Source organism: Microvirga sp. 3-52, assembly GCF_018383585.1.
GTDB lineage: Bacteria > Pseudomonadota > Alphaproteobacteria > Rhizobiales > Beijerinckiaceae > Microvirga.
The window spans coordinates 143,776-156,894 of sequence record NZ_JAHAMK010000006.1; the positions used below are offsets into that span (position 1 = coordinate 143,776).

At 64.3% G+C, this 13,119-nt stretch carries 15 protein-coding genes; 7 read left to right on the forward strand and 8 right to left on the reverse strand.

Translation table 11 applies throughout. From position 1 onward, the window contains the following. Window positions 1–156: 156 nt before the first annotated feature. The gene (locus KHP60_RS07250) at window positions 157–1,047 is read left to right on the forward strand and encodes a YihY/virulence factor BrkB family protein (RefSeq protein ID WP_213563132.1); all 891 of its coding nucleotides are present in this window, start codon (window positions 157–159) and stop codon (window positions 1,045–1,047) included. Window positions 1,048–1,096: 49 nt separating this feature from the next. Here KHP60_RS07250 and KHP60_RS07255 read toward each other — a convergent pair whose 3' ends face one another. From KHP60_RS07255 to KHP60_RS07280, 6 genes are all read right to left on the reverse strand, one after another. Then, entirely contained in the window at window positions 1,097–1,252 is a 156-nt protein-coding gene (locus KHP60_RS07255) for a hypothetical protein (RefSeq protein ID WP_213563133.1), read from the reverse strand. A gap of 141 nt (window positions 1,253–1,393) precedes the next feature. Continuing rightward, on the reverse strand, window positions 1,394–1,615 hold the full coding sequence (locus tag KHP60_RS07260; protein ID WP_213563135.1) for a hypothetical protein: 222 nt from the start codon (window positions 1,613–1,615) through the stop codon (window positions 1,394–1,396). Between the two features lie 189 nt (window positions 1,616–1,804). Continuing rightward, the gene (locus KHP60_RS07265) at window positions 1,805–2,029 is read right to left on the reverse strand and encodes a hypothetical protein (protein WP_213563137.1); all 225 of its coding nucleotides are present in this window, start codon (window positions 2,027–2,029) and stop codon (window positions 1,805–1,807) included. Window positions 2,030–2,132: 103 nt separating this feature from the next. Next, window positions 2,133–2,804: a hypothetical protein gene (locus KHP60_RS07270; RefSeq protein ID WP_213563139.1), complete on the reverse strand. Its 672-nt coding sequence runs from the start codon at window positions 2,802–2,804 to the stop codon at window positions 2,133–2,135. Between the two features lie 360 nt (window positions 2,805–3,164). Continuing rightward, window positions 3,165–5,108 (reverse strand): bifunctional 2',3'-cyclic-nucleotide 2'-phosphodiesterase/3'-nucleotidase, encoded by a 1,944-nt coding sequence (locus tag KHP60_RS07275; RefSeq protein ID WP_213563141.1) that lies wholly within the window; start codon window positions 5,106–5,108, stop codon window positions 3,165–3,167. Window positions 5,109–5,421: 313 nt separating this feature from the next. Beyond that, window positions 5,422–6,573, reverse strand: coding sequence for a PLP-dependent aspartate aminotransferase family protein (locus KHP60_RS07280; protein ID WP_213563142.1), 1,152 nt, complete (start codon window positions 6,571–6,573; stop codon window positions 5,422–5,424). Window positions 6,574–6,648: 75 nt separating this feature from the next. Between KHP60_RS07280 and KHP60_RS07285 the strand changes: the two genes are divergently transcribed. Next, on the forward strand, window positions 6,649–7,158 hold the full coding sequence (locus KHP60_RS07285) for a TspO/MBR family protein (protein WP_213563144.1): 510 nt from the start codon (window positions 6,649–6,651) through the stop codon (window positions 7,156–7,158). A 237-nt stretch (window positions 7,159–7,395) separates the two neighbouring features. On the opposite strand, the gene hpt is transcribed toward KHP60_RS07285, so the two are convergent. After that, window positions 7,396–7,965 (reverse strand): hypoxanthine phosphoribosyltransferase, encoded by a 570-nt coding sequence (hpt, locus tag KHP60_RS07290; RefSeq protein WP_213563146.1) that lies wholly within the window; start codon window positions 7,963–7,965, stop codon window positions 7,396–7,398. A 491-nt stretch (window positions 7,966–8,456) separates the two neighbouring features. On the opposite strand from hpt, the gene ftsE reads away from it, so the two are divergent. The 5 genes from ftsE to KHP60_RS07315 all read left to right on the forward strand — a co-directional run bounded on the left by ftsE (window position 8,457) and on the right by KHP60_RS07315 (window position 12,491). Further along, the gene (ftsE, locus tag KHP60_RS07295) at window positions 8,457–9,161 is read left to right on the forward strand and encodes a cell division ATP-binding protein FtsE (RefSeq protein WP_213563148.1); all 705 of its coding nucleotides are present in this window, start codon (window positions 8,457–8,459) and stop codon (window positions 9,159–9,161) included. 6 nt (window positions 9,162–9,167) lie between these two features. Beyond that, entirely contained in the window at window positions 9,168–10,142 is a 975-nt protein-coding gene (locus tag KHP60_RS07300; protein ID WP_213563150.1) for an ABC transporter permease, read from the forward strand. Window positions 10,143–10,211: 69 nt separating this feature from the next. Next, window positions 10,212–10,991: a YdcF family protein gene (locus tag KHP60_RS07305; protein ID WP_213563152.1), complete on the forward strand. Its 780-nt coding sequence runs from the start codon at window positions 10,212–10,214 to the stop codon at window positions 10,989–10,991. A 73-nt stretch (window positions 10,992–11,064) separates the two neighbouring features. Then, the gene (locus KHP60_RS07310; RefSeq protein WP_213563153.1) at window positions 11,065–11,832 is read left to right on the forward strand and encodes a 1-acyl-sn-glycerol-3-phosphate acyltransferase; all 768 of its coding nucleotides are present in this window, start codon (window positions 11,065–11,067) and stop codon (window positions 11,830–11,832) included. Window positions 11,833–12,131: 299 nt separating this feature from the next. Beyond that, on the forward strand, window positions 12,132–12,491 hold the full coding sequence (locus KHP60_RS07315; protein ID WP_311924685.1) for a hypothetical protein: 360 nt from the start codon (window positions 12,132–12,134) through the stop codon (window positions 12,489–12,491). Here the strand turns inward: KHP60_RS07315 and KHP60_RS07320 are convergent. Further along, window positions 12,479–13,015, reverse strand: a complete 537-nt coding sequence (locus tag KHP60_RS07320) for a gamma-glutamylcyclotransferase (RefSeq protein WP_213563162.1) — start codon at window positions 13,013–13,015, stop codon at window positions 12,479–12,481. The two genes, KHP60_RS07315 and KHP60_RS07320, sit on opposite strands and share 13 nt — an antisense overlap. Window positions 13,016–13,119 lie beyond the last annotated feature (104 nt).

Sequence of the window (13,119 nt, forward strand, 5' to 3'; positions counted from 1 at the left end):
TGGCGAGATGGGTCACGGGCCTTGTAGGCCCGTTCCCTCGCCTTTGTCGATTACGAAGCCTTAGTCCAAACGTCGATAGGATGAAGCGGGAGGCAAGGGAGCTTCCTTGCCCTTGGCTCCTGGCGCACCATCTCCTGCAGCCTGGAGACCCATCTTTTGAATCGCCTTCGCCTTTCGCTCGAACTCCTGGCCATCGCGTCTACCCGCTTCGTGCTGCACGACGCCTGGGCGATTGCGAGCCATATCGCCCTCTCGGTCCTGACCTCGCTGTTTCCGTTCCTGATCCTGGTCACGGCCCTGGCGAGCCTGTTCGGGACCGGCACCCTGGCGGATGAGGTGGCGGACATCGTCCTCGAGGCCTGGCCGCAGGAAGTCGCAGGGCCGATTGCAGGCGAGGTGCACAACATCCTCTCGACCCGGCGCAGCGACGTGCTCACCCTGGGCCTCGTGCTGGCGCTCTATTTCGCATCGAGCGGGGTGGAGAGCCTCCGGGTCGGCCTCAACCGCGCCTATGGCGTGCGCGAGACCCGCGCATGGTGGCTGACGCGGCTCGAATCCATCGCGTTCGTCATCGCCGGCGCCTTCATGCTGATCGCCCTGGCGTTTCTCGTCGTGCTCGGCCCCTTCGTGTGGCGCATCGTTCTCTCCTGGGTGCCGGCGCTGAAGCCCTTCGACGGCCTGATCGCCTTCCTGCGAATCGGCGTGGCGACGATCGTGATCGTGGCGGGGCTGCTCCTCGCCCACAAGCTCGTGCCTGCGGGGCGCCGCCGCTTCCGCGCGGTGCTGCCGGGAGTGGGCGTGACGCTGGCCCTGTGGCTTTTCGGCGGCTTCGCCTTCAGCTGGTATCTTGAATTCTATCCCGGCGCCTATGCCTCGACCTATGGGGGCCTCGCCACCGCCATGGTGGCCCTGATCTTCCTCTACACGCTCGGCGCCATCTTCCTCTTCGGCGGGGAACTCAACGGCACCATCATCCTGGCCAAGCGCCGGCGCCTCGGCGCGGAGCCGAAGCCGGAAAGCATGAGCGATCTGATCCCGCTGCCTTAGAGCATCGGAGCGATGCCGAGAGTGCAAATCCGCTTATGGGCCCGATGCTTCAGGTCAGGGGCACGAGACCAAGCTTGTAAACCCACAGGAGCAAGCCGATCACGACCGCGACCGCGAGCCAGTTCAAGGACCGGTCCAGCATCAGGTTGAACGTCGTCTCGGCGGACAGGGCAGGCTTTTTGTTCGGGGGCAGATCGACTGGCATGAGTCATTCTCCAAAGCCCGGGAAGCTTCGAGACGCCCATGCGCCCAAAAGGGCAGCGGCCGACTAGGGAGCCGCTGATCGATCGAGCATACAGCCACAACGAGACATTTGTAAGAGCCACGGGACCAAAGGGCGAAAGCCTTAGCCGGCCTGCTTTGTCATCCGGTTCGACAGGGGCGGGAATGATCCGACGAGCTGGGCATTGTGCCACAGTTCCACCCGGCACGATTGGGCGAGGCAACGGGCCCATTCGTTGGCGAGCTCGTGATCTTCGCTGTTCAGATGATGGGTTACGAGGACCCCTGTCAATCGGTTGACGACAAGAGCCTGATAACCGGCTGCCGAATGCATTTGTCTCGTCATGGGTCACCTCGAAATTGACAATGCTTCGAGGGCAGAATCGCGCCTGAAAGGGCAGCAGCCGATCTGTCGGCTGCCGACATCCTGGACCTAGAACGACAATACGGCTTTTGAGAGGAGACCTGTGGCGTCGATGACCGTCGCCCCGAAGCGCTTGGGAAGGAAGCCGAGACAGACGGTGAACATCGGGACCTAGATGATCGTCGACCCGTCCGATCGCATGCGGGCGTCTCCGATCTGGCGGACGAGTTTCGCCGCCTCCGCGTCGCTCACATGAATTCGGACCAGGGTCCAGGCATTCTCCGACTTCCAGAGGCGGAATGAGATCATGAATCCATCGCCATCCTTTTGCGCGTCGGCATGGGTCGCATCGGGCAGATCATACGGCCCGAGGCCATCGAAGGTCAGCTGTCCCACTTTTCTCTCCGGTCACGAACACCATCGTCAACGGACAAGGGCCAGACAGGTTCGGAAGCCCATGGGGAGCGATGGATCGCAGTGCCGCTGCATCGGCTCCTGTTCAGAGGTTCGGCGCGATCCTCAGCTCGAGCCGCGCGGAAGCGACGGGCCGGGTGTTGGGAGCAAGCCCATAGCCCAATCTGACATTGAGTTCGGACCGGAATCGATCCGCGGGAGTGGTCAGCCGGGTCTGGCCGATGATTTCCGATAGCAGGCCGGTGCTGATGTCCCCGTTCAGGCCATCCAGATTCATGCTGGGAGACAGCCGCAGCTCCGTGCTCCACGTGTGAAGAGACAAGTCGAGTGGAATATCCATGGTGCCGCTGACGGATTGCGAATAGCCGCTCTGGATGCTGTCGACGAAGCCTGCCGTCGACAGGCCGAACCTGACGCCGCCGAGACGCTCCCAATCCCGCGTCAGGAAGGCCTCCCAGGTGGCTTTCGACGACAGGAGGCTCACCTCGCCGCTGCCGCGGATCAGTTCGGTACCGACCAGAAAATTGTAGTCGTGAAAGGGCTGCATCTTGGCGCCGACCGCCCGGTCGAAATCCGTCGGCACGAAAGCCTGCATGTCGGAGCGTGCGATGTTGTTCGCCCAGATCTGTGTGCGGTTCAGGCGCGGCGATGAGCGCGGACGGCCCGCACGCCGTGCGGCCACGTGGTTGTCCAGCCATGCGGAAGTGATGTTTTCGCTCCAGATCTTCATCTCGTCGGCGACGGACGCAACGGGCATCGCCATCAATGCGAGCAGAGGAAAGATCAATCTGCGAATGAGAAGAATCATTGAGGAAACCAGAATAAAATCGTGATCGAAGAGGCAGCAATGCCGTCATTCGAACTGCCGGTGGTTAACGCGACGTTAAATTCACTTCAATTGCCAGAAGTGGCGATTCTTTAGTCAGATCGAGAGCAAAATTTGCTGGCGATTCCGGCCGCGACATCAGTCGCATGGCGGAAATCGATGCCTGCTTTATCATCAATAACAAAGTGTCGCAGGCGTCGTCGTGCGGCCTCAGAATCATCTTTTCATTGCGGCACGATCGAAAACGGCCGGGGGATGCCCGGCCGTTTAGCATCTCAACAAGGGAAAGAATCAGCCCACGATGCGGTACTTCACGAAACCCTCCGGGGCATCGCCCATCTTCTCGATCTTGATGCCGGCCGGCTGGTAGTTGGCGGCGTTCGGGCCGGTGGTGAAGGTCATGGTGACGCCGGCGGGCGCAATGAGCGACCAGGAGCCGTCCGCCTTGGGCGCCACCTCCTTTTTCTCGACGATGTAGCGCATGATCGCATCGCGGGTCAGGTCCGGCGCTTCGAACACGATGGTGGTGCCGTCGGCGCCGGGGAAGTTGCCGCCGCCGCCCGCGCGGTAGTTGTTGGTCACGACGATGAACTGCTGATCGTCCGTCACGGGCTTGCCGTTATAGGTCAGGTCCTTGATGCGATGGGCATCGGCGTTCACGACCTTGCCGTTGTCGTCGTAGCGGGAGGCCTGGCTGGGATCGATCTTGTACTGCACGCCGGCGATGACGTCGAAGTTGTAGGCCGGGAACTTTTGGTTGATGAGATCCTGCTCGCCGCCCTTGGCCACATCGATCTGGTTGTAGATGCCGGCCGAACGCTCGAGCCATTCGCGCACCTGCGCGCCGGTGATCTTCACCACGCGGATCGTGTTCGGGTAGATGTAGATGTCGGCCATGTCCTTGATGGCGAGCGGACCCGGCTTGATCTCGGTGAAGTAGTTCGGGCCGCCGCGGCCGCCGGCCTTGAAGGGAGCCGCCGCCGAGAGGATCGGCAGGTCCTTGAAGGGCGAGGCCTTGAGCTGATCGGCCACGTACCAGGCCTGCGCTTCTGCCACCAGTTTCACGGAGGCATCGTCCGCCACGAGCGAGTAATAGGAATGGATCGGCACCGCCGTCGTGCCGACGGGCTCGCGCACGTATTTCAGCGTCGCGTCATGGCCGGCCTGCGCGGCCGCCATCACGGCCGTGTCGGAATCGACCTTCGCCACGACCTTGCGGTCGACGCGGTCGTAGATCGGGCGCGCCTCGGTGCGGAAATTCGCCACCTTCCAGGCATTGCCGTCCTTGGCCAGTTCGAGATCGATGAGGCCGAGATGGCTGCCCCAGAAGCCGGCCATGACGGCAGGCTTGCCGTGCAGTGTGCCGGCCTTCACGTCGACGCCCGGAATGTTGGCGAATTCCTTGCCGCCCGGGAACGTGAAATGCTGGTGGCCGGTGAGGATCACGTCGATGCCCTCGACCTTCGCGAGATGCAGCGCCGCGTTCTCCTCGCCGCCCTTGCGCTCCCCGCCGGCGATGCCGGAATGGCAGAGCGCCACGACGATGTCGGCGCCGGCCTTCTTCAGGTCCGGCACATGCTTGTTCGCCGCATCGACGATGTCGATCGTGGTGGCCTTGCCGTCGAGATGCGACTTGTCCCACTGGACGATCTGCGGCGGCACGAATCCGATCACGCCGACCTTGATCGTCTGCTTCGCGCCGCTCTCATCGGTGAACTGCCGGTCGAGCACGAGCCAGGGCTTGAGCAGGGTCTCGCCGTTCGCCTTGATGACATTGGCGCAGACCAGCGGGAATTTCGCCGCGCCGAGCGAGTTCTGCAGGAACTCGAGTCCGTAGTTGAACTCGTGATTGCCGAGCGTGCCGCAATCGTAGTTGAGCTCGTTCATGGCGGCGACCATGGGATGCACGTCGCCCGCCTTCATACCTTTGCGATAGGCGACGAAATCGCCGAGCGGCGAGCCCTGAATCAGGTCGCCGTTGTCGAAGAGCAGGCTGTTCCTGGCCTCGGCCCGCGCCCCCTTCACGAGGGTCGCGGTGCGCGCCAGGCCCACCGTGTCGTCGGCCGCGTCGCGGTAATAGTCATAAGGGAAGATGTTCACGTGAAGGTCGGTGGTCTCCAGGATGCGGAGCTTCACGACCGGACCGGCCGCCCAGGCGAACCGTTGCGTTCCGGCGACCGCGGCAGCGGCCACGCCGGTCTGCAGGACGCGGCGGCGGGTGATGGAGTGTGTCATGGTCTTCCCTCGGCTTGTCTTTTTGCGAAACAGCGCTCGCCTGTAGCCGAGAGAAGCACAGGTTTTGTGACAAGATCAATATAGCTGGCTAAGGGGCGCCCGTAATTCACTCCCTCGTTCATCCGTCATCACCGGCCTTGTGCCGGCGATCCCGCTCTCAACACCCTCTCACCTCATCCTGAGGAGCAAACAAAGTTTGCGTCTCGAAGGAGCGTCCGGAGAGCACTGGATCCTCCTTCGAGACGGTCGCTTCGCGACCTCCTCAGGATGAGGGCGTAGGATTGGAGAAGGACGGCCATGACGTGAGCGGGCGTCAGCCCTGCAGCGCCGTATCGAGATCCCGATAAAGGTCCTCCACGTCCTCGATCCCGGTGGAGAGGCGCAGGAGGTCCGGCGGGCACGGGGTGCCCGGGCCCTCGATGGAGGCGCGGTGCTCGATCAGGCTCTCGACGCCGCCGAGCGAGGTCGCCCGCTTCCACAGGCCGACCCGCGCGGCGGTGCGGATCGCCGCGGCCTCGCCGTCCGAGACCTGGATCGAGAGCATGTAGCCGAAGCCGTTCTCCATCTGCCGGGCGGCGATGTCATGGCCCGGATGCTGCGGCAGGCCGGGATAGAGCACGCGGGCCACTTTCGGGTGAGCGGAGAACCGCTGCGCCAGATCGAGCGCGCTTTTCGCCTGCGCGGCAGTCCTGACGTGGAGCGTGCGCATGCCGCGCATGAGGAGATAGGCCTCAAAGGGGCCGAGGATGGCGCCCTGCATCTTGCGGATGGAGGCGATCCGCGTCCAGAACGCGTCGGCCTTCGCGCCCGCGAGCGCGCCCGCCACCACGTCGGAGTGGCCGTTCAACACCTTGGTGGCCGCATGCATGACGATGTCAGCGCCGAGGTTAAGCGGCCGCGTGTGGATCGGCGACGCGGTGGTGGAATCGACCGCGAGGCGCGCACCGGCCGCGTGGGCGATGTCGGCGGCCGCCGCGATATCGGTGATGGTCCAGAGCGGGTTCGAGGGCGTCTCGACCCAGACCAGCTTGGTCTCGCCGGGCTTCACGGCGGCCCTTAAGGAATCGAGGTTGTCGGTCTCGACGAAATCGACCTTGAGGCCCCAGCGCACGGCCTCCGTCATCAGCCAGCTGCGCAGGGCCCAGTACATCACCTTGGAGGCCACGATATGATCGCCGGGATCGAGCGCCTGGAACACGGCGGTCGCCGCCGCCATGCCGGACGAGAACAGCAGCGCGCCGGCCTCGGCCTCCTCCAGCATGGCCAGGACCTCTTCCGCCTCGCGGATGGTGGCGTTGTCGGGCCGGCCATAAACGAAGCCGGACGAATAGGCATTGTCCTCGTCGCGGATATAGGTGGTCGCCACATGGATCGGCGGCACGACCGCTTTCGTGATCGGATCCACATGGCCCATGGCCTGAGCGGTCAGGCTGCGCTTCGACCATGGGGAACGCGATGACGACATGAGGGAACCTCCGAAGAGCGTGACAGGTTTCGTCACGGGATAAATCGACGCGCATCTCATAAAGGGATTTCGAGCATGCATACAGATCAAACTTCGCCGGACAGCCATGCAATGCCGCGGCTGCCGCGCTTCCTCACGGCCGTGCTGCCGGTGGTCGCGGTGGCCGTGTCGGCGAGCCTGATCACGCAGCCGAACATCCCGACCTGGTATGCGAACCTGCAGAAGCCGGGCTTCACGCCCCCGAACTGGGCCTTCCCGGTCGCCTGGACGCTGCTCTATACCATGATGGCCTATGCGCTCTGGCGCATTCTCGCCCTGCCGGAGAACCGGCCCGGCCGCGCGGCGGCCATCGTGGCCTTTTTCGTGCAGCTCGTCCTGAACGGGACGTGGTCCTTCGCCTTCTTCGGCGGCCGGAGCCCGCTTGCGGGCCTCGTCGTCATCGCGGCCCTGATCGTGGCGATCCTCGTCACGATCCGCGCCTTCTGGAGGCTCGACCGCCCGGCAGGCCTTCTGCTCGTGCCCTATCTCGCGTGGGTCTGCTACGCGACCCTGCTCAACGGGACGATCTGGCAGCTGAACGGTTAGTCTGGGATTTCCCCGAACAGCCTCCTCAGAGACATACTAAGATCGCCTTGGGGCTTGCTCATCACGCGCTTTTTTCACCGTCATGGCCGGCTCGTCCCGGCCGTCCCGTTCCTGTGGAGCGCCGCGCTTCAATCAATCGGGATCACCGGCACAAGGCCGGTGATGACCTGGGAGGGTAAGATGCCCCTCGACGAGCCAGCCTCTCAGATTGACGGCGGCGTCTTTGGGAAATGCGCCTTATTCCGGCTTGTCGAACAGATCCGGGCTGTTGTCGAGGTGATCGACCACGCCGACGAAGGGAAGCTGGCGATAGGAATGGGCCACGTCCATGCCGTAGCCGACGACGAAGACGTCGGGGCAGGTGAAGCCCACGTAATCCGGGTGAATCGATACAGCGCGCTTGCCGGGCTTTTCCAGCAGCACGGCAGTCCTCACGCTCTTGGCGCCGCGTGCCATGAGGAGGTCCTTGGCGAAGGTGACCGTGCGGCCGGACTCAAGGATGTCGTCCACGAGCAGCACGTCGCGTCCGCGCACGTCGCTTTCCACGTCGCGCAGAATCGTCACGTTGCCGGTGGAAACCGTGCCGTCGAGATAGCTCGACAGGTGCACGAACTCGACCTGTGGCGCCAGCCCGCTGCGATGCAAGGCGCGGATCAGGTCCGCGGCGAACATGAAGCTGCCCTTGAGCACGGCGACGACGAGGAGGTTCTCGGGCTTGGCGGCCGCGATCTCCTGAGCCAGCGCCTCGTTGCGCCTGGCGATCGTGTCTTCGTCGAAGAGAACCCGGATACGGGGAGCAGCGGCCATCGTCATTCATCCAGCAAAGAAGTCAAAAGCCCTTGGGCTTACCTCTTCACGACCATGCCTGAACGAGGATGTCAAACGGACTTGATGACTTTTGCGGCTGATCGAGGCTCCAGTGTCATCCCCGGCCGCTGCGCTGCGGCCGGGAAGGGAATCCATCAGCCCGGCGCTTGTCGTTGAATCTCTTTTCCGCGCTTCGCTCGCCGGGATGCCAGCCACGGTCGTCATGGCCGGCCCTGTGCCGGCCATCCCGATCGGACGAGCGCCGTGCTTTTCCGCATCGGGATCACCGGGACGAGCCCGGTGATGACGGGGAGAGTGTCAGAGGAACGCCCTCGCCCTTCCCTCCTGCGGCAATGTCCCGCGAAACGCTCGCTTCCCGTCGCGGTCCGGCAAGTTTATGGCTTGCTAACCATGCAGGGGCGATAAGGAAGCGAATCGCGGTCTTCATCCGCCACAAGAACCGACAACCTCCAAGGATGGCTTGAGCACGCGTGAGGGCGCTTTACGACGAGGACTACGATGAGGGCGCGGCTCCGTCCGTGCACTTCGAGAACGTGGGCGTACGCTACGGCATGGGGCCCGAGGTCCTGCGCGACCTGACCTTCTCCATCGAGCCCAATTCCTTCCAGTTCCTCACCGGCCCCTCCGGCGCCGGCAAGACGACGCTTCTGCGGCTGATCCTCATGTCGGTGAAGCCGACCCGCGGCCTGATCTCCCTGTTCGGCGAGGACGTGTCGCGGATTTCCAAGGACGACCTGACCGGTGTCCGCCGCCGCATGGGCGTGGTCTTCCAGGATTTCCGCCTCCTCGACCACCTCACCACCTACGAGAACGTGGCGCTGCCGCTCCGGGCGCAGGGCAAGGACGAGTCGAGCTACCGGGCCGAGGTGGTGGAGCTTCTGCGCTGGGTGGGTCTTGGCGATCGCATGCACATGCTGCCGCCCGTGCTCTCCGGCGGCGAGAAGCAGCGCGCCGCCATCGCCCGCGCGCTGATCGTGCGCCCCGACCTACTGCTTGCGGACGAGCCCACCGGCAACGTGGACCCGTCGCTCGCCCGCCGCCTGCTGCGTCTCTTCATCGAGCTCAACCGGCTCGGAACCTCGGTGGTCATCGCGACCCACGACTTCAGCCTCATGGATCAGCTCGACGTGCGCCGCCTCGTGCTCGGCGACGGCCGGCTGCATATCGACGAGTGAGCTAAGATGAGCGGCGCGCCCCAACCCCGCCTGAGGAAGGCTGCAGCTTCCGACGGGCAGAAGCGCTCCCTGCCGGCCTCCCTGAGCCGGAACGCCCCGCTCGTCCCGGTGGATTCGGCGGGCGGACAGGCGCTCGCCGCGGTCATCGCCATCCTGACCTTCCTGGCCGCCCTCTGCGCCGGCGGCGCCGAACTGGTCTCGGCCTCCTCCGCCCAGTGGCGCTCCGAGATCGCCCGGGAAGTCACCATCCAGATCCGCCCCAACGCCCAGCGCTCCATCGACCAGGACGTGGAGCGCGCCGTGGCCCTGGCCCGGCAGGCGCCGGGCGTGGAGCAGGCCCAGGCCTTCTCTAGGGAAGAATCCGAGCGCCTGCTCGAGCCCTGGCTCGGCACCGGCCTGGATTTCAAGGACCTGCCGGTGCCGCGCCTGATCGTGATCAAGATCAGGCAGGACGCGAAGCCCGATTTCGGCCCGTTGCGGCAATCCCTGCAGCGCGACGTGCCCGGCGCGACCCTCGACGATCATGCCCTCTGGGTCTCGCGGCTCTCGACCATGGCCAACACCATCATCGGCGTCGGGGTGTTTCTGGTGGCCCTGGTGCTCGTGGCCGCCGGCCTTGCCGTGATCTTTGCCACGAGAGGCGCCATGGCCGGCAACCGGGAGGTGGTGGAGGTGCTTCATTTCGTCGGCGCGAACGACGATTTCATCGCCAAGGAATTCCAACGCCGCTTCTTCCGCCTTGGCCTGCGCGGCAGCGCCATCGGGGCTGCCGCCGCCCTGATCCTCACCCTGATCCTGGGATTCGTGACCCGCTCCTGGCGGGCGAGCCCCACGGGCGACCAGCTCGAGGCGCTCTTCGGCGCCTTCACCATCAGCTGGACCGGCTATGCGGTGGTCGTCCTCATAGCGCTGCTCGTCGCGCTCATCACCGGCATCGTCTCGCGCCTGACCGTGAGACGCTTTCTTAACGAAAATGGTTGATGGTGACAGTTGACCGGGAAAAAGCGGGTTGCCTCTCCGTTGCCGCATTCTCCATTATTGTCGTCCAAGATGACCTCGCGAACGCAGAGTTGGGGTGCGACGGGCGCCATGGATTCCACAGAGGCCGTAGGCTGGGGCTGGACGATGTCGGAATCGGCTAGGCACCCCGTGCGACGGTCTCTGCTGAGCCGCCTGCTCACCCTCGGATTCTGGAGCTGCGTCGCGGCTCTGGTCGTCGGGTTCCTCGGCTTCCTGGGCTTCGTCTATCATCTCGACCGGTTCGAGCAGACTCCCGAGACCCGGGCGGACGGCATCGTCGCCATGACCGGCGGCGCGCAGCGGATCGGCGACGCCATCGACCTTCTCGCCAAGGGATACGCCAAGAGGCTCCTGATCTCCGGAGTCAACGAGAAGACCAGCCGGGATCAGATCGCCAATCTCAATCCGGGGCAGCGGCGGCTGTTCGATTGCTGCGTGGACCTGGATTACCGGGCCCGCAACACCATCGGCAACGCGATCGAGACGAGGCGCTGGGCCGAAGCGAATGGGTTCGACGCCATCATCGTGGTGACCTCGAACTACCACATGCCGCGCACCCTGGTGGAGCTCGACCACGCCCTGCCGAACCTCCAGAAGATCCCCTATCCGGTCGCGGCGACCATCGATCCGCACGATTGGTGGCACAATCCGGCCGTTGCCCGGGTGATCTTCACCGAATACCTGAAGTTCCTGGCCGTCTGGGTTCGGACCCGCTTCGAGGGCGACCCGGAGCGCTCCTCGGTGGCGAACATCATCAGCGGCGGGGCTCCCATCAGGGCGCAGGTCATCGCCGAGCCGCTCTGGCGCTAGAGCGCCAGGAAAAAACCCTCTATGGTGTCTCACCCGCGGAGCCTCATGCTCCGCTTTTCGTTTTCATGAAGCCATGCTGATCGTCCGCTCCCTGCTGTTCAACGTCGCCTTCTACGCCAACCTGATCCTGTGGCTGATCATCCTGATCCCGGGCTTCCTGATGCCGCGCCGGGTGTTCATGGAACTGGTCAAGATGTGGGGCCGCACCTCCCTCTGGCTTCTGCGCGTGATCGCCGGAACCCGGGTCGTGATCACCGGCCGCGAGAAGATTCCGCCGGGCGGAGCCCTGGTGGCGGCCAAGCACCAGTCGTTCCTGGAAACCTTCGCCCTGGTGACGATCCTCGAGGACCCGACCTACATCCTGAAGCGCGAGCTGATGTGGATCCCTTTCTTCGGCTGGTATCTGGCCAAGGCGCGCTGCGTGCCTGTCGACCGCAAGGCGGGATCCCTGGCGCTGGTGCAGATGACGGCACGGGCGAAGGACGAGGCGCAGCACGGCCGCCAGATCATCATCTTTCCCGAGGGCACCCGCCGCGCGCCGGGCGCTCCCCCGGCGTACAAGTACGGCGTGGCGCATCTCTACCAGAATCTCGGCTTTCCGTGCATTCCGGTCGGCATGAATTCGGGCCTCTACTGGCCGCGCCGCCGGTTCATCCGCCGCCCGGGCACGGTGCGGATCGAGGTGCTCGACCCCATCGCCCCGGGCCTGCCGCGCGAGGCGTTCTTCGAGCGACTGCAGGAGCAAGTGGAGGGGTCCTCCAACCGGCTGCTGGAAGAGGGCCGAAAGGAACTCGGCCTCGGGCCCACGTCATCGTCGGAGGCCTCGCTGTCGAAGGCGTGACGGGATTCCCCACTCCACGACATGGCCGTCCCCGGACGTGATCCGGGGATCAGTCCCGATCTCGATCCTGTGGAGCGCTGCACTTTTCTTCATCGGGATCACCGGCACAGGGCCGGTGATGACGGGATTGGCACGAATACGGCTAAAAACCTCTCAAACCCAAGTCCAGCCAAGCTTTCAACTGCCTTGACGACTCACCCGGCGATTCCTACATATAAGAACATATGGCGAACAAACGAACCATATCCTGGAATGCGGCCATGCGGGATCTCCGCAACGACCGAATGCGGAGGGCTGGCGTGCGTGAGGAAAGGCTACGGGCGACCGCTGGGCTTCGCTCCTCTTCGACCTTGAGTTCCTGGCGCGGCCGTTCGGGACGCCGCTACATCGTCGGCGTGCATCCGCTGAACGAGACCGAGCTTCTCGAGGTCACCGACGCGGTCATTCTTGCCGTGAAGCGGGACCGGACCGGCAACGGCATCGTTGTCGATGCCGCCATGGCGGCATCCGATCCGAGCGAGCAGACCCGGATGCGCTGGCTCGCCAAGGTTCAGGGCCTGGGCGCCACCGAACTCCACATCCATCGCCTTGCCGCAACAGAAGACGACCGCCGGGCGATCTTCGAGGACCTACGCGAGAACGAAACTCAGGATTCCTGATCGAGCGCGTCGACGACCCGATGCAGCAGGGGATCGACCACGTGCATGCCGATGAGATGCTCGTAGGTCGAACGCACGTAATCGGGATTGCGCCCGGAGATGCCCTGCCCCTGGCGCACCAGCCTCAGGACCTCTTTATAGGACAGCCTGCCCGCATATTGCCCATGGTTGCGATCGACCACATAGGCGAGCGCGCGGATCCGGCGCGCATCGGCCAGTCGCACGGGCAGATGCCTTTCCAGATAGACCGATGTGATCTGCTCGCGCTCGCGCAGATACTGGATTGTGGCCTCGGCTTCCTCGGGCGCAACCCGGAAGGCCACCCCGTGGCAGCGCCCGCCCCGGTCGAGCCCCAGGACCAGGCCCGGATGCTCCGGCGTTCCGCGATGAACGTGGGAGAAGACGCACAAGGACCGGTGATAGCCGTAGAGATGGGCGTGGACCCGTTCGACAAAGGGAAAGCCCGGTCGCCACATGAGCGAGCCGTAGCCGAAAACCCATAAATCCTCCGTCAGGTCCCTCATGCCGCCCCCGCCCGAACCTTGCCCGCATCGGGCCTATAGCATCGAACCCAAAACTGGGAACCACTTTTGGGACTGAATTCGATACTTGTCTTTCGATGAGCCCA

What these genes read in the sequence shown, in the direction of transcription:
- KHP60_RS07255 (WP_213563133.1), bottom strand. Translation starts at nt 1,252, where the DNA reads ATGCCAGTCGATCTGCCCCCGAACAAAAAGCCTGCCCTGTCCGCCGAG.
- KHP60_RS07260 (WP_213563135.1), bottom strand. Translation starts at nt 1,615, where the DNA reads ATGACGAGACAAATGCATTCGGCAGCCGGTTATCAGGCTCTTGTCGTC.
- KHP60_RS07270 (WP_213563139.1), bottom strand. Translation starts at nt 2,804, where the DNA reads ATGCCCGTTGCGTCCGTCGCCGACGAGATGAAGATCTGGAGCGAAAAC.
- KHP60_RS07275 (WP_213563141.1), bottom strand. Translation starts at nt 5,108, where the DNA reads ATGACACACTCCATCACCCGCCGCCGCGTCCTGCAGACCGGCGTGGCC.
- KHP60_RS07280 (WP_213563142.1), bottom strand. Translation starts at nt 6,573, where the DNA reads ATGTCGTCATCGCGTTCCCCATGGTCGAAGCGCAGCCTGACCGCTCAG.
- KHP60_RS07285 (WP_213563144.1), top strand. Translation starts at nt 6,649, where the DNA reads ATGCATACAGATCAAACTTCGCCGGACAGCCATGCAATGCCGCGGCTG.
- hpt (WP_213563146.1), bottom strand. Translation starts at nt 7,965, where the DNA reads ATGGCCGCTGCTCCCCGTATCCGGGTTCTCTTCGACGAAGACACGATC.
- KHP60_RS07300 (WP_213563150.1), top strand. Translation starts at nt 9,168, where the DNA reads ATGAGCGGCGCGCCCCAACCCCGCCTGAGGAAGGCTGCAGCTTCCGAC.
- KHP60_RS07305 (WP_213563152.1), top strand. Translation starts at nt 10,212, where the DNA reads ATGACCTCGCGAACGCAGAGTTGGGGTGCGACGGGCGCCATGGATTCC.
- KHP60_RS07310 (WP_213563153.1), top strand. Translation starts at nt 11,065, where the DNA reads ATGCTGATCGTCCGCTCCCTGCTGTTCAACGTCGCCTTCTACGCCAAC.
- KHP60_RS07320 (WP_213563162.1), bottom strand. Translation starts at nt 13,015, where the DNA reads ATGAGGGACCTGACGGAGGATTTATGGGTTTTCGGCTACGGCTCGCTC.